This window comes from Sphingomonas faeni (assembly GCF_030817315.1).
Lineage (GTDB): Bacteria > Pseudomonadota > Alphaproteobacteria > Sphingomonadales > Sphingomonadaceae > Sphingomonas > Sphingomonas faeni_C.
Window position 1 is genome coordinate 1,312,437 of sequence record NZ_JAUSZF010000001.1, and the last position, 19,710, is coordinate 1,332,146.

22 protein-coding genes are annotated in these 19,710 nt (G+C 66.7%); 10 read left to right on the top strand and 12 right to left on the bottom strand.

Annotated elements, in window-relative coordinates; all coding sequences use genetic code 11:
- Positions 1 to 3 precede the first annotated feature (3 nt).
- The 3 genes from QFZ54_RS06065 to hisI are packed head-to-tail and all read right to left on the bottom strand — an operon-like array spanning position 4 to position 1,333.
- A complete protein-coding gene (locus tag QFZ54_RS06065) occupies positions 4 to 456 on the bottom strand; it encodes a MerR family transcriptional regulator (RefSeq protein WP_307085410.1) in 453 nt (150 codons plus the stop codon).
- A 32-nt stretch (positions 457 to 488) separates the two neighbouring features.
- Positions 489 to 974, bottom strand: coding sequence for a hypothetical protein (locus QFZ54_RS06070; RefSeq protein ID WP_307085411.1), 486 nt, complete (start codon positions 972 to 974; stop codon positions 489 to 491).
- The gene (gene hisI, locus QFZ54_RS06075; RefSeq protein ID WP_307085413.1) at positions 971 to 1,333 is read right to left on the bottom strand and encodes a phosphoribosyl-AMP cyclohydrolase; all 363 of its coding nucleotides are present in this window, start codon (positions 1,331 to 1,333) and stop codon (positions 971 to 973) included. Before hisI ends, QFZ54_RS06070 begins: the two co-directional genes overlap by 4 nt.
- A 120-nt stretch (positions 1,334 to 1,453) precedes the next feature.
- Here hisI and purF point away from each other — a divergent pair, with 120 nt between their 5' ends.
- Positions 1,454 to 2,911, top strand: coding sequence for an amidophosphoribosyltransferase (gene purF / locus QFZ54_RS06080; protein WP_307085415.1), 1,458 nt, complete (start codon positions 1,454 to 1,456; stop codon positions 2,909 to 2,911).
- Between the two features lie 16 nt (positions 2,912 to 2,927).
- Positions 2,928 to 3,638 (top strand): SDR family NAD(P)-dependent oxidoreductase, encoded by a 711-nt coding sequence (locus tag QFZ54_RS06085; protein WP_307085418.1) that lies wholly within the window; start codon positions 2,928 to 2,930, stop codon positions 3,636 to 3,638.
- A gap of 124 nt (positions 3,639 to 3,762) precedes the next feature.
- On the opposite strand, the gene QFZ54_RS06090 is transcribed toward QFZ54_RS06085, so the two are convergent.
- The 3 genes from QFZ54_RS06090 to QFZ54_RS06105 all read right to left on the bottom strand — a co-directional run bounded on the left by QFZ54_RS06090 (position 3,763) and on the right by QFZ54_RS06105 (position 7,758).
- The gene (locus QFZ54_RS06090; RefSeq protein WP_307085420.1) at positions 3,763 to 5,007 is read right to left on the bottom strand and encodes an SAM-dependent methyltransferase; all 1,245 of its coding nucleotides are present in this window, start codon (positions 5,005 to 5,007) and stop codon (positions 3,763 to 3,765) included.
- A 451-nt stretch (positions 5,008 to 5,458) separates the two neighbouring features.
- Entirely contained in the window at positions 5,459 to 6,820 is a 1,362-nt protein-coding gene (locus QFZ54_RS06100) for a cryptochrome/photolyase family protein (RefSeq protein WP_307085422.1), read from the bottom strand.
- Positions 6,817 to 7,758 (bottom strand): histone deacetylase family protein, encoded by a 942-nt coding sequence (locus QFZ54_RS06105; protein WP_307085425.1) that lies wholly within the window; start codon positions 7,756 to 7,758, stop codon positions 6,817 to 6,819. Before QFZ54_RS06105 ends, QFZ54_RS06100 begins: the two co-directional genes overlap by 4 nt.
- Positions 7,759 to 7,832: 74 nt before the next feature.
- On the opposite strand from QFZ54_RS06105, the gene QFZ54_RS06110 reads away from it, so the two are divergent.
- From QFZ54_RS06110 to QFZ54_RS06130, 5 genes are all read left to right on the top strand, one after another.
- Positions 7,833 to 8,327, top strand: coding sequence for an RNA pyrophosphohydrolase (locus tag QFZ54_RS06110; RefSeq protein ID WP_307085428.1), 495 nt, complete (start codon positions 7,833 to 7,835; stop codon positions 8,325 to 8,327).
- A 39-nt stretch (positions 8,328 to 8,366) separates the two neighbouring features.
- Positions 8,367 to 9,269, top strand: a complete 903-nt coding sequence (locus QFZ54_RS06115; protein WP_307085430.1) for a DUF481 domain-containing protein — start codon at positions 8,367 to 8,369, stop codon at positions 9,267 to 9,269.
- A 40-nt stretch (positions 9,270 to 9,309) separates the two neighbouring features.
- Positions 9,310 to 10,515, top strand: coding sequence for a hydrolase (locus tag QFZ54_RS06120; RefSeq protein WP_307085432.1), 1,206 nt, complete (start codon positions 9,310 to 9,312; stop codon positions 10,513 to 10,515).
- The gene (locus QFZ54_RS06125) at positions 10,512 to 11,528 is read left to right on the top strand and encodes an arginine N-succinyltransferase (protein ID WP_307085434.1); all 1,017 of its coding nucleotides are present in this window, start codon (positions 10,512 to 10,514) and stop codon (positions 11,526 to 11,528) included. The genes QFZ54_RS06120 and QFZ54_RS06125 overlap by 4 nt, the downstream gene beginning before the upstream one ends.
- Positions 11,529 to 11,637: 109 nt before the next feature.
- Complete coding sequence (locus QFZ54_RS06130; protein ID WP_307085436.1) at positions 11,638 to 11,856, top strand: hypothetical protein; 219 nt, start codon at positions 11,638 to 11,640, stop codon at positions 11,854 to 11,856.
- A gap of 9 nt (positions 11,857 to 11,865) precedes the next feature.
- On the opposite strand, the gene QFZ54_RS06135 is transcribed toward QFZ54_RS06130, so the two are convergent.
- Both QFZ54_RS06135 and cobU read right to left on the bottom strand, forming a co-directional pair.
- The gene (locus QFZ54_RS06135) at positions 11,866 to 12,603 is read right to left on the bottom strand and encodes a Crp/Fnr family transcriptional regulator (RefSeq protein ID WP_307085438.1); all 738 of its coding nucleotides are present in this window, start codon (positions 12,601 to 12,603) and stop codon (positions 11,866 to 11,868) included.
- Positions 12,604 to 12,926: 323 nt separating this feature from the next.
- Positions 12,927 to 13,496, bottom strand: coding sequence for a bifunctional adenosylcobinamide kinase/adenosylcobinamide-phosphate guanylyltransferase (cobU, locus tag QFZ54_RS06140; protein WP_307085440.1), 570 nt, complete (start codon positions 13,494 to 13,496; stop codon positions 12,927 to 12,929).
- 94 nt (positions 13,497 to 13,590) lie between these two features.
- Between cobU and QFZ54_RS06145 the strand changes: the two genes are divergently transcribed.
- From QFZ54_RS06145 to QFZ54_RS06155, 3 genes are read left to right on the top strand one after another with little or no spacing between them, the layout of a single operon-like run.
- Positions 13,591 to 14,565 carry a threonine-phosphate decarboxylase gene (locus tag QFZ54_RS06145; protein WP_307085442.1) on the top strand — a complete coding sequence of 325 codons (975 nt, stop codon included), beginning with the start codon at positions 13,591 to 13,593 and terminating at the stop codon, positions 14,563 to 14,565.
- Complete coding sequence (gene cbiB, locus QFZ54_RS06150; RefSeq protein ID WP_307085443.1) at positions 14,558 to 15,496, top strand: adenosylcobinamide-phosphate synthase CbiB; 939 nt, start codon at positions 14,558 to 14,560, stop codon at positions 15,494 to 15,496. The genes QFZ54_RS06145 and cbiB overlap by 8 nt, the downstream gene beginning before the upstream one ends.
- Positions 15,484 to 16,953, top strand: coding sequence for a cobyric acid synthase (locus QFZ54_RS06155; RefSeq protein ID WP_307085446.1), 1,470 nt, complete (start codon positions 15,484 to 15,486; stop codon positions 16,951 to 16,953). Before cbiB ends, QFZ54_RS06155 begins: the two co-directional genes overlap by 13 nt.
- On the opposite strand, the gene cobS is transcribed toward QFZ54_RS06155, so the two are convergent.
- Genes cobS through QFZ54_RS06175 form a run of 4 tightly spaced genes read right to left on the bottom strand, consistent with a single transcriptional unit; the run spans position 16,918 to position 19,611 of the window.
- Entirely contained in the window at positions 16,918 to 17,631 is a 714-nt protein-coding gene (gene cobS / locus QFZ54_RS06160) for an adenosylcobinamide-GDP ribazoletransferase (protein WP_307085448.1), read from the bottom strand. The two genes, QFZ54_RS06155 and cobS, sit on opposite strands and share 36 nt — an antisense overlap.
- The gene (locus tag QFZ54_RS06165) at positions 17,628 to 18,197 is read right to left on the bottom strand and encodes a histidine phosphatase family protein (RefSeq protein ID WP_307085450.1); all 570 of its coding nucleotides are present in this window, start codon (positions 18,195 to 18,197) and stop codon (positions 17,628 to 17,630) included. The genes cobS and QFZ54_RS06165 overlap by 4 nt, the downstream gene beginning before the upstream one ends.
- On the bottom strand, positions 18,194 to 19,207 hold the full coding sequence (gene cobT / locus QFZ54_RS06170; RefSeq protein WP_307085453.1) for a nicotinate-nucleotide--dimethylbenzimidazole phosphoribosyltransferase: 1,014 nt from the start codon (positions 19,205 to 19,207) through the stop codon (positions 18,194 to 18,196). Before cobT ends, QFZ54_RS06165 begins: the two co-directional genes overlap by 4 nt.
- Positions 19,204 to 19,611 (bottom strand): DUF1636 domain-containing protein, encoded by a 408-nt coding sequence (locus tag QFZ54_RS06175; protein ID WP_307085457.1) that lies wholly within the window; start codon positions 19,609 to 19,611, stop codon positions 19,204 to 19,206. Before QFZ54_RS06175 ends, cobT begins: the two co-directional genes overlap by 4 nt.
- Positions 19,612 to 19,710: the final 99 nt, after the last annotated feature.

Sequence of the window (19,710 nt, forward strand, 5' to 3'; positions counted from 1 at the left end):
GGTTTATCCTTGCGGGGTGTCTTGGGCGCGGCTCACTTCGAGAAGGGCCACGAAACTGGTAAGTTCGTCGATGGCGAGATCGATGTCGCGCTTCTGCGCGGTCAGCAGCGCGATCCGCGCCTGGCTGCGCTCGATCACGACCTGCCGCTGCGCACGTCGGCCGTCACCGAGATCGTAGAGATCGATCATCTCGCGGATTTCGCCCAGGCTGAACCCGACGCGCTTGCCGCGCAGGATCCAGGCGAGACGCGCGCGGTCGCGGTGCGAATAGATACGCTGCGTGCCGCGTCGCTCGGGCGCGATCAGTCCCTCGTCCTCATAGAACCGCAGAGCCCGCGCGGTAACGTCGAACTCGGCCGACAGGTCGGAGATCGTGAAGCTCTCCCGGTCATGCCGCGGTTCGATCACCGCATAGGACTCGGGAGAAACCGGAGAGAGAGAAGCTCGTGTCGCCATCCCCAAAGAGATAACTCTCGTTTACGTCAACGTCAATTAGCGCAGAGCAACTTCCCCGCAGATGATCGCAACGTCGAGGCCTCCGACCGCGATTCGCTGATCCGGTCGACGGTCACCGCGGCCAGCGATGCCCGGCCGGTACACAGCGATTCGCAGGCCTCGGGCATCTCGGCCGGGAACACGATCCGGTCGCCATCGAACTTAGCGTTGAATTTGCACACGCCGAACGCGACCTTCAGCGCGTCGCCCGAGCGCTCGACCGTGCCCGACGCGGTACAGCCCTGGGCCTCGCCATAATCGACGCTGACCCCGATGCGGCTCGTCTTCTCGGTTCCGACAACGCAGACGCGGTCCGTATCGCGCGCCCACGATCCCTGCAGCGGGGCGTTCGGGTCCGGCACGATCCCCGCCATCTCGGCCGCCGCCTCCAGCCGAGTCCCCGCACTGTCCGCCACGACGTTGGACGGCTCTCGCCCACATCCGCCCAACACTAAAGCAAGCAGCAGCACCCGCCTCATTCGGCCGGCACCAGCTTGCCCCCCTCGATCCGCCGGAAGAAACAGGTGCGTTCACCGGTATGGCACGCCGGGCCCGCGGCATCGGCGATCACCCACACCGCATCCTGGTCGCAATCGATCCGCAGCTCGGCGACACGCAGCACGTTCCCCGACGTTTCGCCCTTCTTCCAGAGCTTCTCCCGACTCCGCGACCAGAAATGCGCCTCGCCGGTTGCCTGCGTCTCCGCCAGCGCTTCCGCATTCATATGCGCGACCATCAGCACGTCGCCCGACACCCGGTCGGTGACGACCGCGGTCAGAAGCCCGGCGGAGTCGAATTTCGGATCGAGCGTCAGGCCCGTGTCGCGGCTGTGTGTCATGCCCCGGATATACCCGAAAGCCGCCCAGATGCGACCAGCAGCACGCAATGTTATTACAAACAGGCGACAACGCCGCCAACCGCTCGTATAGGGCTGCTTCCGCACGACGTGAGATCCGGCATGCAGACGACCAATCCTTTCGATGACGACAAACTCCGCGAAGAATGCGGGGTGTTCGGCGTCTCCGCCACCGATGGCGCGGCCGCGCTCGTAGCCCTGGGGCTGCACGCGCTGCAGCACCGCGGACAAGAAGCCGCCGGCATCACGACCTTCGACGGCGCCAATTTCCACACCCACCGCGCGATGGGGCATGTCGCGGGCAATTTCGACCGCGACGATGTGATCCGCGCCCTCCCCGGCACCGTCGCCTGCGGTCATGTCCGCTATTCGACGACCGGCGAGACGGCCTTGCGCAACGTCCAGCCGCTCTACGCCGAACTCTCGACCGGCGGCTTCGCGATCGCGCATAACGGCAACATCTCCAACGCGATGCGGTTGCGTCGCGAGCTCGTCCGCCGCGGCTCGATCTTCCAGTCGACCAGCGATACCGAGACGATCATCCATCTCGTCGCGACGTCGAACTACCGGACGCTGCTCGATCGCTTCATCGATGCGCTGAAGCAGATAGAAGGCGCCTATTCGCTGATCGTGATGACGCCGGAGGGCATGATCGCCTGCCGCGATCCGCTCGGCATCCGCCCCCTAGTCATGGGCAAGCTCGGCGACGCGGTGATATTCGCGTCCGAGACGGTCGCGCTCGACGTCGTCGGCGCCACTTTCGTCCGCGCGATCGAGCCCGGCGAGCTGGTCATCGTCCAAGGTTCGGAGATCCGCTCGATCCGCCCGTTCGCGCCGATGGCGGCGCGGCCGTGCATCTTCGAATGGGTGTATTTCTCGCGCCCCGATTCGATCGTCGACGATCACTCGATCTATTCGGTCCGCAAGGCGATCGGGGCGCAGCTCGCGATCGAATCGCCGGTCGATGCCGATCTCGTCATCCCCGTCCCCGATTCGGGTACCCCGGCAGCGATCGGCTATGCGCAGCAGTCGGGCATCCCGTTCGAGCTCGGCATCATCCGCTCGCATTATGTCGGCCGCACGTTCATCTCGCCGGGCGACAAGGTCCGCCACCTCGGCGTCAAGCTCAAGCACAACGCCAACCGTGCGCTCATCAAGGGCAAGCGGGTCATCCTTGTCGACGATTCGATCGTCCGCGGCACCACTTCACTGAAGATCGTCGAGATGATGCGCGAAGCCGGCGCCGCCGAAGTCCATATGCGGATCGCCAGCCCGCCGACGCGGCACTCATGCTTCTACGGCGTCGACACGCCCGAGCGCGAGAAGCTGCTCGCGGCCAAGCTCGATCTCGGCGGCATGACCGGCTTCATCCACGCCGATAGCCTCGCCTTCATCTCGATCGACGGCCTCTACAAGGCGCTCGGCGAGGCGAAGCGCGCGGATGTCCGCCCGAAATATTGCGATGCGTGCTTCACCGGCGACTATCCGACCACGCTGACCGACCATGACGAAGGCTCGGAAGTCGACCAGTTCGCGATGCTCGCCGAACGCGTCATCTGATATCCCCGGAGCGATTATGACGGACAAGCCTCTCGAAGGCCGACTGGCCTTGGTCACCGGTGCCAGCCGCGGCATCGGCGCCGCGACCGCGATCGCGCTGGCGGCAAAGGGCGCACACGTCGTCCTGACGGCGCGCACTCCTGGCGGCCTCGAAGAGGTCGAGGCGACGATCCACGCAGCCGGCGGCTCCGCAACGATAGCTCCGCTCGATCTGGCGGAGAGCGAAGCCATCGCGCGGCTCGCGACGGCGATCGGAGACCGTTGGGACGCGCTCGATATTCTCGTCCTCAACGCCGGCATGCTCGGCTCGCTGTCGTCCGTCCCGGCGATCGATCCGAAGGAAATGGCGCAGGTCCTGACGCTCAACGTCAGCGCGCAGGCCGCCCTGATCGCGGCATTCGATCCGATGCTGAAGAAAGCGAAGTCGGCCCGGGTGATCGGCGTGACCTCCAGCGTAGGCCGGAAGCCCCGCGCCTATTGGGGCCTATACGGCGCGTCGAAGGCCGCGTTCGAAACCCTCCTCGGCGCATACGGCGACGAGATGGCCGAGATCAGCGCCATCCGCACCGCGATCGTCGATCCGGGTGCGACGCGCACGAAAATGCGCGCACGGGCGTACCCGGGCGAAGATCCGAACTCGGTGAAAGAGCCGACAATAGTGGCCGACCGCATCGTAGCGCTGGCGATCGAAGGCTTCGAACCCGGCCATTGCGAACGAGTCGGTTAAGCCACTACCCCGTCATTCCCGCGGAGGCGGGAACCCAGACTGGCTGGCCAAGCGACTCAATCAACGATGTTCGCCAATATGGATCCCCGCCTGCGCGGGAATGACGGATTGGGAATGGCAGGCGCTACCGCTTCACCAGAGTAACCTGCGCCACATCGATCCCGCCGCCAAGAAACCCACCCTCGCAATACATCAGATAATAGCGCCACAAAGCCACGAACCGCGCATCGAATCGCGCCGGCAACCGCCCCTCGGCCACCGCAGCATCAAACGCCACCCGCCAGCGCCGCAACGTCTCGGCATAGTGCAACCCGAACCCGCGCCGATCCTCCCACACGAGCCCCCGCGCCTCCGCCAGCGCGCGAAACCGCGGCGCGGACAACAGCATCCCGCCCGGAAACACGTAGCGCTGGATAAAATCGACACTCCGCGAGTAGGAGTCGAAGATCGCATCGTCGATCGAGATATACTGCAACGCCGCGCACCCACCCGGCTTCAGCGCACGCGCGATCGCGTCGAGATACACCGGCCAATATTCCTCGCCGACCGCCTCGACCATCTCGATGCTCGCCACCGCGTCATAGGTCCCGGTGACGTCACGGTAATCGGTCAGCGCCACGCGCACACCATCGAGCCCCGCCGCCGCGATCCGGTCGTCGACCTGCCGCTTCTGCTCGACCGACAAGGTCAGCGCATGCACGCCGACCCCCGCCCGCGCCGCCATCTCGGCGAACGACCCCCAGCCACAACCAATCTCCAGGATCGTATCCCCCGCCCGCGCGCGCGTCCGGTCGAGGATCGCGCGCAGCTTGGTCGCCTGCGCCGCCTCATGCGGTTCGGCATCATCGAACGGCTCGGCGAAGATCGCGCTCGAATAGGTCAGGCTGGGATCGAGCCACGTCTCGTAGAAATCGTTGCCGAGGTCGTAATGCGCCGCGATGTTCTTCCGCGAGCCAGTCGGGTCGTTCCGACGCATCCTGTGCCACGCCCGCGCCGCCAGCCGCACCACGCCCCCCGACCGCGCCGCGCCCCCGAGCGATCGCCGGTTGCGCATGAACAGGTCGAACAGCGGCACCGGATCGGGGCTAGACCAGTCGCCCGCCGCCCAGCCCTCGTACCAGCCAACCGACCCCGCCGTCGCAAGCCGCACCAGCGCACGCCAGCGATGCACCGTAACGACCGGCAAAGGTCCCGGCGCACGTCCGCCGATCAGCCGCCGCGTGCCATCAGGCAGTCGCGCATCGATCCCGCCGCTCTCGAGCCCCGCGTCGATCTGGTCGAGCAATCGGTGGAAAACCGGCGCGACGAGGCGAGCAACCGTGGAAGCTTGCGTGGCAGGCACATCGTCGAAAGCGGGAACGGCAGTCATCGCGGCGCTCCATGCAACACGCTTGGCAGCTAGGAAAGAGCCGTCGGCGCGGAAACGGCTGGAACGCGATCACCCAGCCAACACCGCAAGGCGCTCCCCTCCCTGAAAGGGAGGGGAGCGGACGCACCCTACCGAGCGTGCCGCCCAGCCTCGAGCGCCCGCTCCCGCCCTTCCCGATGCCCGACGATCTTTGCCGGATAGTCACGAGGCCGACACCCAGACTCCTCCCGATCATGGATCGCCCCCCGATACCGTCGCCAACTCCGGCACCCACTCCCGAATATACTCCCCCGCATCGAACGTCTCCGACGGCGACAACACCGCAACGCTCCCCCCTCCCTGAAAGGGAGGGGTTGGGGGTGGGTAGGGTTCCGCTTGGTCGACCGTCATCGGCTCGAACCGGCCAACCCACCCCCAGCCGCTCCCTTCCAGAGAGGGGAGCAGACGGACCCTACCGAGCGTGCCGCCCAGCCTCGAGCGCCCGCTCCCGCCCTTCCCGATGCCCGACGATCTTCGCCGGATAGTCGCGAGGCCGACACCCGGATTCCTCCGGATCGTGGACAGCCCCCCTCGACACCGTCGCCAGTTCCGGCACCCACTCCCGGATATAATCCCCCGCATCGAACTTCTCCGACTGCGACAACGGCGCCATGATCCGCCCGAACATATTCGAATCCACCCCGGTCCCGGCCACCCACTGCCAGTTCACCGAATTATTCCCGTAATCCGCATCGACCAAACAATCCCAGAACCACCGCTCCCCCTCGCGCCAGTCGATCAGCAGGTGCTTCACCAGGAAGCTCGCCGTGATCATCCGTACGCGGTTATGCATCCACCCGGTCGCCCAAAGCTGGCGCATTCCGGCGTCGACGATCGGATACCCGGTCTTGCCCTCCTGCCACGCCTTCAGGTCGGCATCGACGTCCTTGCCCGACCGCCAGGGCAGCTTGTCGAACTTGGGCCGCCCGTTCGTGTCGCCGTAATCCGGCATCGTCAGCACGACGCCATCGGTGAAGTCCCGCCACGCGAGTTCCTTGCGAAACGTCGTCGCATCGCCATGGCCATCGACCGCATGCCACACGGTACGCGGCGATATCTCCCCGAAATGCAGATGCGGCGACAAGCGCGAGGTGCCCTCGATCGACGGCATGTTGCGATCGACATCATACGCCTCGACGATCGGCGCCATCGCCTTCGCATTCTCCAACGCCTGAGCCTCGCCCGGCGCCCAGTCCTCGAACCCCGTCGACCAATCCGGCTTAGTCGGCAGGAGTTCCCATTCCGCCAGTTTCTCACTCTTCGGCCACTTCGACGGCGCCGGGATCGTCCGCGGCGCAGGCTCGGGCTCACCCGGCGGCATCATCTGGTTGAGCGCCTTCCAGAACGACGAATACACCTTGAACTGCCCGCCCGAGCCCGTCTTCACGTCCTCGACGCGCGCGAGGTGGTTGCCGTCATGCAGGCACAACCGATCGCCGAGCGCTGCCTCGGCCTTGCGCCACCACGGCTCGTAATGCCGGATCGCATGCACCTGCCCGGCGCCGGTTTCCTCCATCAGCGCGATCAGGACCTCGACCGCGTCCCCCCGCCGCAGGATCAGCCTCGATCCCTTGTCGGCCAGCGACGTCCCGAACGCGTCGAGCGTATGATGCAGCCACCAGCGCTGCGCCCCGCCCATCTTCCATTTCCCCGGCGCATCGTCGTCGAGCACATAGACCGGGATCACCGGCCCCGCATGCGCGGCCGCGATCAGCGCGGGTTGATCGTGAAGGCGAAGGTCCTGGCGCAGCCAGAGCAGGGAAGGTGTCGTCATCGCGCGTTCAATGCACCAACCCGCAGTCCGGCGTCACCCGCGGCGGCAAAAGTTTGGCCGAGCGTCAGAATCGCGGCGACGTGCCGTTCGGCGATCGCCAGCGCATCCTCGCCGTACCCGCCGCCGACCGTACTCGCGAGCGGCAAACCCCGCGCGATCGCGAGGCCCGCGACCAGCCGCTCCCGCCGCGCCAGACCATCCAGGGTCAGCGACAACCGCCCCAGCCGATCGCCATCGAACGGATCCACCCCCGCCTGATACAGGATCAGCTCCGGCCGAAACTCGTCGAGCAACGGCACCAGCGTCGCTTCCAGGGTCCCCAGATAAACCTCGTCGCCGACCTTGTCCGGCAGCGGCACGTCGATCGTGGACCGCGCCTTCCGCACCGGAAAATTCTTCTCCGCGTGGATCGAATAGGTCGCGATCTCCGGCCGTCCCGCGAGCAGCGCAGCGGTCCCGTCACCCTGATGCACGTCGCAATCGACGACGAGAACACGCGCCACGCGGCGTTCGTCGATCAACCGTGCAGCCGCGACCGCCAGGTCGTTGAAAACACAGAACCCCGCCCCCGTGTTCGCCAGCGCATGATGGCTCCCCCCCGCCGTATTCGCAGCAAACCCGTGCTCCAAAGCGAGGCACGCGGCCAGCCAAGTCCCGTGCGGCACGATCGCCGCGCGCGACGCCACCGCCTCCGTCACCGGAAACCCGATCCGCCGCTCCTTCTCCTTCGGCACGTCCGCGCGAAGCACCTCGGCGACATAATCCTCGTCATGCACCGCCTCCAGCCACGCGGTCGGCGTCGTCTCGGCGCGATGCCATGCGACGGCATCGCCTTTGTCGAGCAGCAGGTCGCGGATCAGCCCGTTCTTGTTCCAGCGATAGGTCGAGCGTACTGGCGCCGGCGTGACATAGTCGGGATGGTGGACGACATGGATCATGCTCCGTAGGTAGGAGCGCGCTGCCCGCCGCCCAAGCCGCCAACCGTTCAAGCGCCTGCGTTCCGGAGACTTTTGTGACCGATTATTCGACTCTCCCCTATCGTCCCTGCGCCGGCATCATGCTCATGAACGCGGAAGGGAAGATTTTCGTCGGCCAGCGCAACGATTCGCCGCTGGAGGCATGGCAGATGCCGCAGGGTGGAATCGATCCCGGCGAGGACGCCGAAGCCGCCGCACTGCGCGAACTCGGCGAGGAAACCGGCGTCATGCCCGACAAGGTCGAGCTGATCGCCAAAGCGCCCGGCGAGTTCGTCTACGACCTCCCCCCCGAACTGCTCGGCAAGGTCTGGAAGGGCAAATGGCGCGGCCAGACGCAACGCTGGTTCCTGTACCGCTTCCACGGCACCGACGCCGACGTGAACATCGCCACCGAGCACGAGGAATTCCGTGCATGGCGCTGGAGCGATCCCGCCGACCTGCCGCGGCTGATCGTGCCATTCAAGAAGGCGCTCTACGAACAGGTACTCGCCGCCTTCGCGCCACATCTCGGCGCAACCTCGGCACGCTGAGCAGTTCCCAATCCGCTACGCTGCCGTTACGGAACGGCTGTGCGCCGCTTATCCCCTCTTCTGTTCGCCCCGTTCCTATTGGCGAACGCCCCCGATCCGCAATCGGTGATGATCCCCGAAACGATCCGCGCGATGCTCGACGCCGCGCTGGAGGCGGGCAACGAGGCGGACGTCAACACGATCGCCAAATACGCCCGCGCCGCCGATCCGCTCAGCGGCGACGCGGTGCTGGCGATTGCCGAGAAGTGGAAGGCCGATCGCGCCGCCCAGCGCACGCAGGTCATCCGCCAGGCGAGCTTCCTCGACCTCTGGAGCGGCAAGGCGGAAGTCGGCGGTTACCTCACGACCGGCAATTCCGACACAGCGGGCGGCACCGCGGTGCTCGACCTCAACCGCGAAGGCCTGCGCTGGCGTCACAAGTTCCACGCCCAGGCCGATTACCAGTCGAACCTCAACATCACGACGCGCGAGCATTACCTCGCCTCGTACGAGCCCAACTACAAGATCGACGATCGCGCGTATGTCTACGGCGTCGGCCAGTATGAAGGCGACCGGTTCCTGGGCTATTACAACCGCTATTCGACCTCGATCGGCGCGGGCTACAGCGTCATCAAGACCGCCGGTACCAAGCTCGATCTCGAACTCGGACCAGCCTATCGTCACACCGAATTCACCGACGATACCGTGCAGAGCAGCCTCGCCGCGCGTGGCACCGCGAACTTCAGCATCCGCATCCTCAGCGGCCTGTCGGTCAGCCAGGTCGCGTCCGCCTATGTCCAGCGCTTCAACAGCACGCTCAGCGGCACGACCTCGATCAACGCCAAGCTGATCGGCCCCCTGTCCGCCGCGTTGTCGTATAGCGTCCAGTATGAAAGCGAACCGCCGATCGGCTCGGTCTCGACCGACACAACCAGCCGCGCGTCGCTGGTCTACAGCTTCTGACGCTGTTCCCACGCGCGCCCGGCCTCGATAGGATCGCGTGATGAGGGGACTTTCGACGATAGAGCGCGATGCCGTCGACACGGCGGGCGCCGCACCGATGCTGACGCAGGTCGAGGCGTGGGCGGTCGTCAACAGCGGCACACGCAACCTCGCGGGCCTCGCGACGATGGCCGGGTTGCTGGGCGATGCATTCGCGGTCCTGCCGGGCGAGATCACGCTCGTCGAGCCGACCCCGGTCGACAGCGTCGGCGCGGACGGCGTGGTCTCGGCGATCGAGCACGGCAAACACCTGCATCTCGTCGTCCGCCCTAACGCGCCAGTCCGCATGCTGTTCACTGGCCACATGGACACGGTCTACCCGGTCGATCACGCGTTCCAGTCGCTGCAATGGCTGGACGACGGCCGGCTGAACGGTCCCGGCGTCGCGGACATGAAGGGCGGGCTGTCGGTCATGCTCGCCGCGCTCCAAGCGGTCGAGGCCAGCCCCCTCCCCGCACGCATAGGCTATGAAGTCGTCATCAACTCCGACGAGGAAACCGGCTCCTTCTCCTCCGCCGCGCTTTTAGAACGCGCGGCTCACGGCAAGGTCGCCGCGCTGACCTACGAACCCGCGCTCGCCGACGGTACGCTCGCAGGGGCGCGTGGCGGCACGGGAAATTTCTCGATCATCGTCCACGGCCGCAGCGCGCACGCCGGTCGCAACCCGGAGGACGGCCGCAACGCACTCGTCGCCGCCGCCGACATCGCGGTGCGCCTGTCGAAGGTGCGCGGCCCTGACCTCGCGGTGAACCCGGCACGGATCGAAGGCGGCGGCCCGAACAACGTCGTCCCCGACCTCGCCATCCTCCGCATCAACTTCCGCCCCGCGACACTCGACGACATCGCCCGCGCTAGGTCGCACATCGACTCCGTGGTCGAGACGGTCGCTGCCGAGCACGACGTCCGGATCGAAGTCCATGGCAGTTTCAATCGCCCCCCGAAACCGATCGACGCGAGCGCCGCGCGCCTGTTCGATCTGGTCAAGAGTTCCGGTGCCGACCTCGGCCTCGACATCGCCTGGAAAGCCACAGGCGGCGTCTGCGACGGCAACAACATCGCCGCCGCCGGCGTGCCGGTCGTCGACACGATGGGCGTCCGCGGTGGCGCGATCCACTCGACTGACGAGTTCATGATCCCCGACAGCCTCGCCGAGCGCGCGGCGCTGTCGGCGGTCACCATATTGCGCATCGCGGAGGGCCGTTTGTGAGCTTCAGGATCCGGGCCGCGGTCGACGACGATCTCCAGCACCTCTACGAAATGGCCAAGCTGACCGGCGGTGGTTTCACCAACCTGCCGCCCGATCGCCGCGCGCTGACCGCCAAGCTCGAGCGCAGCCACGCCGCCTTCGCGCGCACGGACGGCCCGGTCCAGGACGAGCTGTTCGTGCTGATCCTCGAAAATATCGAGACGAAGGAAGTCCGCGGCACCTGTCAGATCTTCACGCTGGTCGGCCAAAGCTACCCCTTCTACAGCTACCGGATCGGCCAGCTCACCCAGCATAGCCGCGAGCTGAACCGGACCTTCCGCGCCGACATGCTCTCGCTCGCAACCGACCTTGAAGGCGCGAGCGAAGTCGGGGGACTCTTCCTCCATCCCGGCGAACGCGCAGGTGGCCTCGGCCTGTTGCTCGCCCGCAGCCGCTATCTGTTCATCAAGATGCACCGCGCGCGCTTCGCCGACCGCATCCTCGCCGAACTGCGCGGCGTGATCGACGAGGCCGGCGGCTCGCCGTTCTGGGACGGCCTTGCCGGCCGTTTCTTCGGGATGAATTTCCAGGACGCGGATCAGTTCAATGCGATCAACGGCCACCAGTTCATCGCCGACCTGATGCCCAAGCACCCGATCTACACCGCGATGCTCACCGAGACCGCGCGCGCCGCGATTGGCCTTCCCCACCCCTCGGGCCGCGCAGCGATGCGGATGCTGGAGAACGAAGGGTTCGCATTCGAAAACTATGTAGACATCTTCGACGGCGGCCCGACGATGACCGCGCGCACCGACCAGGTCCGCTCGATCGCCGACGCACGCGACAGCAAATTGGTCGCGATCGGCGACGACGGCGGTAAGGAGACCCTCGTCGCGACCGGCCACCTCGCAGACTTTCGCGCCGCATTCGGCAAGGTCCGCGAGACCGAGGACGGCGTCGTGCTGACGGAAGATTGCGCACGCGCGCTAGATGTCCGCGAGGCCGACCACGTTACCCACGTAGCTCGCCTTTGACTGCCGGGTCGGGCGCCTCAATGTCGGGTTAATTTACAGTTAACTACGTCAATGCGCGAGGGAATGGCGGATATCGGCCACTGGTACGTATCTTGCCGATCCGCTCGCCATGTGGACCCGATTTACGCGCCTCTTCATCATCAAGACCAAGTTCGAGGCCTTCCTCGTCATCTACGGCCTGTGGCTCGGTGCCGTCGAACGCGGGATGCACTATCTCCAGCAATATCCGGGATATGGCGGCTGGCTACTGTTCGCCGCCTGCCCGATCGCCGTATTCATGGCAGGCGGGCGGATCATCGATTCGGTCGACCAAGCACGCGAGCGATAGATCGACTGATCAACTCGTCTGCGGCGTGAGATGCAGGTACCGGCTCGAAAAGTCGGCCAGTTCGCGCAGCGCATCCCATCGCGGAAAGCTGATGCGACGACGGTTGCGTCCGATCAGCCCATCGGACTCCAACGACTTGATCGTTCGGTTGACATGCACTGCGGTCAAGCCGAGCGCGTCGCCAAGCTGCTCCTGGCTCATCGGCAACTCGTAGCCGTCCGGTCCGGTCAGCCCTTGTCGATCGAGACGGATCGCGAATTCGCACAGGAAATGAGCCAGCCGCGATCGGGCGTCGCGCCGACCGATGTTCAGGATCCATTCGCGAAAGATCGATCCCTCGACCAACGTGTTGACGAAAATCGCGTTACCGATCGCCGCACGTGTCCGTGCCAGTTCGCGCAGCGCCGACCTCGGGATCGTAGCGACATCGGCCCGGGTCAGCGTCTGCACGTTGTGATCCGCCACATCCAGAAACAGATGCTGAAAGTCGAGCGGTTCGCCGGGGATATGGAGCGACACGATCTGTCGCATGCCGGCTCCGGTCAGCTTTTGACGATACGCGAAGCCCGACAACAGCACCGCGCATTGGTCGGGCACGTCGCCTTCCCGCACGAGATACGACGACGGCTCGAACGTCCGCAATGTGTACGGCAGAGCGAGCAGAGCCGTGCGGTCGTCGTCGTCCAGCACCGCGTGCGTTTCCAACTTCCGAACCATCAGCGCCAGGGGGCTGGGCGTCGTAGCCATGAGTGTAATCCCGCAGAGATCGGGGCGGGAGCACATGCATCTCTCGGTCGTCAGAGCCCAAAAATCGGCTGGCGATGATGTCTTTTAACATAACCTGAGTGAAAATGTTTAATTAATGTTCGAGCTACCCGATTTGCTCGAATCAATTCACGAATAACCCAACCAAAATTAAAATTACCGGTTTCAGCTTTCGTCGATGACGACGCAGAAGTTCCGCCGTTCAACAGGCAGATCAGCTTTCTTCAGCAAACAAATGTTAGTTTTTACTTGCGGCCGATACTTGATAGGCACGAATTTGTCGGTCGATATTCATTCCATGACGCTTAGTGATTGTTCGGCGTCTTCCAGCGCTGAACCAACCCAGCCACGACCATGTCGACCGAATCGACCTGCGCGGCGATCCGCTGGTGCAGCAACCCCGCGGCATCCCTGAAACGTCGCGCCAGCGAATTATCCGGGACGATCCCCAACCCGACTTCGTTCGAGACGAGGATGACGCGGCCTTCCAACCGCGCGATCGTCTCGACCAGCTCGTCCACGCGCGCCGCGATGGCCTCGTCGGCAAGCAGTAGGTTCGACATCCACAGCGTCAGGCAATCGACCAGCATCACCGTTTCCGTACCGTCTTCGCGTCGCAACGCTTCGCCGAGCGCGAGCGGAGCCTCGACGGTCCGCCACCGATCGTCACGGTCGGCGCGGTGACGCGCGATCCGGTCCTCCATCTCGCCGTCGAACGCCTGCGCGGTCGCGATATAGACTAGCCGCGTTGCGCGATCCCCCGCTGCCGCTGCCGCTGCTGCTTCCGCTACGGCCTGCGCATGTCGGCTTTTCCCCGACCGTGCGCCGCCAAGCACGAACAGGCTTTTCCCGAACGGTGTTCCGATCGACTGCATCCCACCGTCTCCTTCGCGCTTGCTCGACGGGCCCGGAATGACGATGACGCGCGGAAGATCAAGCGAAAGCCCGCGGGTCCGAGTGAAAGATGGTATGAACGCGCTGCGCATCCACGGTGGACGGATCGATCTCGCCGCAATGCTCTACCCGGATGCGCCGCGCCCCTGGCTCGACTTGTCGACCGGCATCAACCCTTGCGCCTGGCCGACCGGGACCGTGCCGATCGTCGATCTGCACAGCCTCCCCTCGCCCGCCGCAATCGCCGATCTGGAAACCGCCGCTGCTGCCGTATTCGGCACGACCGTCGACCGGGTCGTCGCACTGCCCGGTAGCGAACTCGGCCTGCGAACGCTCGCCACGCTGGACCTGCCGGGCCCCGTCCGGTTCGTCGCGCCGAGCTACGCTACGCATGCCGAAGCGATCGACGGCGCCGTTCCGATCACGCGAAACGCGATCGATACGGTTGAGGACGGCACGCTATTGTTGGCCAATCCCAACAATCCGGACGGTCATTGCGACACGCCGCAGCGCCTGCTCACGATCGCGCGCGCGGGTGCCTGGCTCGTCGTCGACGAGGCGTTTGCCGATGCGACACCTGAATCGAGCATCGTTCCCCTGCTCCGCCCCGACGACCGCGCGATCGTCTTCCGGTCGTACGGCAAGTTCTTCGGCCTGCCCGGCGTGCGGCTCGGGTTCATGATAGCCCCGCCCGAACACGTCGCGGCGATGCGGAAGCGGCTCGGCAGCTGGCCCATATCCGCCCATGCCGTGGCCTATGGCACCGCCGCCTACCGGGATACCGCCTGGATCGCTGCTGCACGTCTCTCGATCGTCGACCGAGCGGCAAGGCTCGACGCACTGCTGTCACGCCACGACCTGCGTGTGCGCGGCGACTGCGGCTCGTTCCGGTTGGTCGAGAGGGATGCGGCGCCCGCATTGTTCGAACGGCTCGCGCAGGCCGGCATCCTGACCCGCACCTTCGATCACGCACCGCATTGGCTACGCATGGGCGTTCCCGGTAACGACGCTGCGTTTGCGCGGCTCGAACGAGCGCTCGGCAGTGGCTGAGCCGGTTGCCGTGCTGGCTATCGCCGTCGACGCGGCAATCGGCTGGCCTGCCCCGCTCTACGCGCGGATCGGTCACCCGGTCGGCGGCTTCGCTCGCCTGATCGGCTTGGCGGAGACCCGCTGGAACAGACCTGAATGGTCGGCTGCCACCCGTCGTGCTGCCGGCGTCGTCACGATCGTAGGAGTCGTCGCCGTCGCGTCCGGCGTGGCGCTTGCCGCTACTGCGCTTGCCCGCCTCGTGCTCGGCCCGGCAGCCTGGCTCGCGATCGGCTTGATGGCCGCGCCGGGGGTCGCGATCCGCAGCCTGTACGATCACGTCGTGCCGGTCGCTCGCGCGCTCGAAGCCAGCGATCTGGAGAGCGCCCGTGCGCGCGTCGCGATGATCGTGGGGCGGGACGTCGCTTCGCTCGACGAAGCGGGCGTGGCGCGAGCTGCGATCGAGAGCCTTGCCGAGAGCGTGTGCGACGGCGTCGTCGCGCCGCTGTTCTGGTTGCTCGTCGCCGGGCTACCGGGGCTTTGGGCGTACAAGGCGATCAATACCGCGGACAGTCTGATCGGGCACCGCGAAGAGCGATGGCGCGCATTCGGCTGGGCGGCGGCGCGGACCGACGATGTCGCGAACCTGATCCCCGCGCGGCTCAGCGGTGTGTTGCTCTGCGTCGCCGGGCTCGGCGGATGGCGGACGATGCGGCGCGATGCTGGCAATCATGCCTCGCCCAACGCCGGCTGGCCCGAGGCTGCAATGGCCGGTGCGCTTGGTCTGCGCCTTGCCGGCCCGATCGCCTATGACGGGGTGCGTGTCGCCAAGCCGTATATCGGCGACGGCCGTGCGGACGCCACCGCATCGGATCTTCGCGCCGCGCTCGGCATCTATCGCCGGGCGTGCGTGCTGCTACTCGTCATTGCCGGAGGAATCGCATGGGCGCTCTGATGCTCCAGGGGACCGGCTCGGACGTCGGCAAGTCGGTGCTCGTCGCCGGACTATGCCGCGCCTTCGCCAATCGCGGGCTGTCGGTCCGCCCGTTCAAGCCTCAGAACATGTCGAACAACGCCGCGGTTACCGCCGACGGAGGCGAGATCGGCCGTGCGCAGGCGACGCAGGCGATCGCCTGCCGCGTGGAGCCTAGCGTCGACATGAACCCGGTGCTGCTCAAGCCGCAGGGGGACCGCACGTCGCAGTTGATCGTACGCGGCCAGGTGCGCGGCACGCTCGCCGCGGCGCGCTGGCGGGAGGGGCGCGAAGGGCTGCTGGTCGACGTGCTCGACAGCTTCGAACGGCTATCGACAGGCTGCGATCTCGTCGTCGTCGAGGGCGCGGGCAGCCCGGCGGAAATCAACCTGCGCGCCGGCGACATCGCCAACATGGGCTTCGCCCGCGCCGCCGAAGTTCCCGTTATACTTGTCGGCGACATAGACCGAGGCGGCGTAATCGCCGCGATCGTCGGCACGCGCACGGTGATCGATCCGGCCGACGCGGCGATGATCCACGGGTTCCTGGTCAACAAGTTCCGCGGCGACCCAGCGCTGTTCAACGACGGCTATCGCGCGATCGAAGCGCGGAGCGGGTGGCGGGGGTACGGCGTCGTGCCGTGGCTGGCCGACGCGGTAAGGTTGCCGAGCGAGGACGCGGTGATCCTCGAACGCCCTTCCGCTAGTGCACAACGCCGCGTCACGATCGCCTGCCCAATCACGCCGCGGATCGCCAATTTCGACGACCTCGATCCGCTTCGGCTCGAGCCCGGTGTCGCGCTGGTGATGGTACCGCCGGGGACGCCGATCCCGGACGTCGACATGATCGTGCTCGCGGGATCGAAGGCGACGATCCCCGACCTCGCCTTTGTCCGCGCGCAAGGCTGGGACATCGATATCCGTGCGCATCACCGCCGCGGCAAGCCGGTGCTCGGGCTTTGCGGGGGCTACCAGATGCTCGGTCGCAGCATCGCCGACCCCGACGGAATCGAGGGACCGGCGGGGCGTGTCGACGGGCTCGGACTGCTCGACATCGACACGTTCCTCACCGGCAGCAAGACACTGGAAAGGGTGCGCGGCCGGGCGCAGGGCGCGGCGTTCGAGGGCTATGAGATGCACATGGGCGCAACCACTGGGCCCGCGACCACGCGCCCAATCGGCCACCGCGCCGATGGCAGCCCCGAAGGCGCGACGAGTGCGGACGGGCTGGTGTCGGGCAGCTACGTCCACGGCCTGCTCGCGCTCGCGGAGCAACGCGCGGCGTGGCTTGCGCGGCTCGGCGTCGCGGCCAGCGGGCCCGATCATGGCGCGTCGATCGATGCTGCGCTCGACGCGATCGCCGCGACGCTCGAACGGCATGTCGATCTCGATGCGCTATTGGCGCTAAGCGAGCGCGCCGGCCACCGCGAGCGCGACTAGCAGACCGGTCTCGAGGATCTCGATCCCGGCGCCATGCGCGTCGCCGGTCACGCCGCCCAGCGTCCGCCGCAACCATGCCGCGACGCCGAGCACGAGCAGCGGGAGAGCGATCAGCGCCGGCACCGCGACGGCCGCGAGCGCGAGCAACAGGCCCCATCCCAGCAGATCGCGGGCGCGGACCGCGCCGGCGACCGCTGCGCCGAGCCCGCCGGGCCGTAGTGGCGGCAACAGTCTCGCCCATGCGAGCGGCCCCATCCTCGCCGCGAACGGCACAAGGGCCAGCCCCCAGCCCACCCCTACGGCATGCAGCAGCACGAGCTTGGCGAGCATCTGGCAGACGATCGCGACGACGCCGAAGCTCCCGATATGCGGATCGGCCATGACAGCAAGCAGGCGCGTCCGATCGCCATGCGCTGCGCCCAGCCCGTCGGCGAGGTCGGCAAGCCCATCGAGATGCAGCGCCCCCGTCACCGCGATCCAGGTCAGCAGGGCAGCACCGGCCCCCATCCACGGATCGACTAGCGCACCCGCCCATCCGGCCGCCGCGACGATCAGGCCGATCACGAGACCAACGACAGGGTAGAACCGAATGGCGGCGGCGAAATCAGTCGAGGTCACCTCAACGCGCGGCATCGGCAGGCGGGTCAGAAAGCCGAACGCGACGATCAACCGTTTCATGCCGCCAGCCCGACGATCTGCACGGTCCGACTCGGGCGCGGCCATATGCGCAGCGAGACGAGCGCGGCATAGGGCAGGTCGAACGCCCAGATCTGCCGTCGATCGAACCCGCACAATTCCGCGAGCGCCGCCCGGATCGCGCCGCCATGCGTCACCACCAATGTCGAGACCGGTGGCATCTCTGCCAGTGCGCGCGCCACACGGTCCTGCAACGCGGACCAGCGTTCGCCATCGGGCGGTGGTGAGGCATCGGGATCATCGTAGAACGCCGCCAACTCGGCGGGCTCTATCGCAGCGGGGGCCAAACCGTCCCAGGTGCCGAAGTCGAGTTCCCGCCAGCGTGGATCGACCTCGACCGAAACGCCGCGCGGCCCACCGATCTCATCCGCACAGGCACGCGCGCGGATCAGATCGGATGCTCTGATTCGTTCCACCGCGATGCCCTTCGCGCGTGCGACGCAGGCGGCGATCCCTGCCTCGGTTGCCGGGTCGTCGGTTCGCCCAAGCAACCGACCCGCCACCGCGGGCGCACCATGCCGCATCAGGTACAGCATGTACGCGCTCACGCCGCCGAAACGCCCGCCTCGGCGAACGTCGCCATCTCCGCATGGACCGCCAGTGCCGCGCGGACGAGCAACGTCGCGGTAGCTGCTCCGCTGCCCTCACCCAGCCGCATGCCGAGCGATAGCAACGGCTCGAGCCCCATGCGCTTGAGCAAAAGACGATGCCCCGGCTCGGCCGAGACATGCCCGGCAAGGCAATGCGCGAGAATGTCGGGGCACGCAGCAGCCAACGGTGCCACAGCCGAACAGCAGATGAAGCCGTCGAGCATCACCGGCACGCTCGCCTGCCGTGCCGCGACCACCGCACCCGCGATCGCCGCCAGTTCGCGTCCGCCGAGCCGCCGCAAGATCTCGAACGGCGTGCCCAGTGCATCCCGGTGCAGCGCGACCCCAGCCTCGACGACGGCGATCTTCCGTGCGATGCCCTCGCCATCGACGCCGGTACCCGGCCCTACCCAGTCGCTCGCCGCCCCGCCCAAGCTCGCCAGACATAGCGCCGCAGCGGTAGTCGAATTGCCGATCCCCAGCTCGCCGAGCACGAGCAGATCGGGCGCATCCGCGACAGCCGCCGCGCCAGCGTTGATCGCGCCGAGGCACTCCTCCTCCAACATCGCCGGGGCTTCGGTGAAGTCTGCGGTCGGCCGGTCGAGATCGAGCGATACGATCTTCAGCTCAAGGCCCGCCGCGCGCGACAGCGCGTTGATCGCCGCGCCGCCATGCTGGAAATTGGCGACCATCTGCGCGGTGACCGAGGCCGGGAACGCACTCACACCGCGCGCGACGATGCCGTGATTGCCTGCAAACACGACCGCACTACCGCGATCGAGCCGAGGCAGCGGGTTAGCCTGCCAGCCGGCCATGAAGACCGCGATATCCTCCAGCCGCCCGAGCGAGCCTGGCGGCTTGGTCAGTTCCCCCTCCCGGGTGATCGCCGCGGATCGCGCCGCGGCGTCCGCCTGCGGCAAGCCGCGCAAGGCCGCCAGAAACGCGACGGGCGTTGCGAATGCGGTCATTCGACGACGAACCCAGCGGGCGGCGTGCGCGTGATGAAATGGCCCTTCACACCCTGCGGCCATTGCTTGAACGGCACCTGCCCGAACGCGCTGTCGCCGTAGAGCCGCGCGTAATCGAGGATCGCGCGCGCGGAATCCTCGGTCGGCTCGAACCGGCCGAGCACATAGCCGACCTTGGCGGGTGCGCGCAGGTGGATCGTGCAGAAATCCTGGCACGCGAACAGGCACGGCATCTCCTGCACGGTGACGTCGGCATAAGCGGGATCGCTCGCCTGTACTGCCTTTAACGCGCTGACCAGCCGCGCGCCGCCGCGTTGGCCCTGCTCGTCGTCGCGCGCGTCCGCGGAATGGCGACACGTATTGCACGCGACCACCGCGACGCCGTCCTCGACCGACTTCAGCATGTCCGTTCCAAGACGATCGCAACTTGATGTGAACCTGGCATAGTTACCCCTTCGGACAGTCGATCCCGCACCGCGCGAGGGGCAAAAGGCGCACGCCTC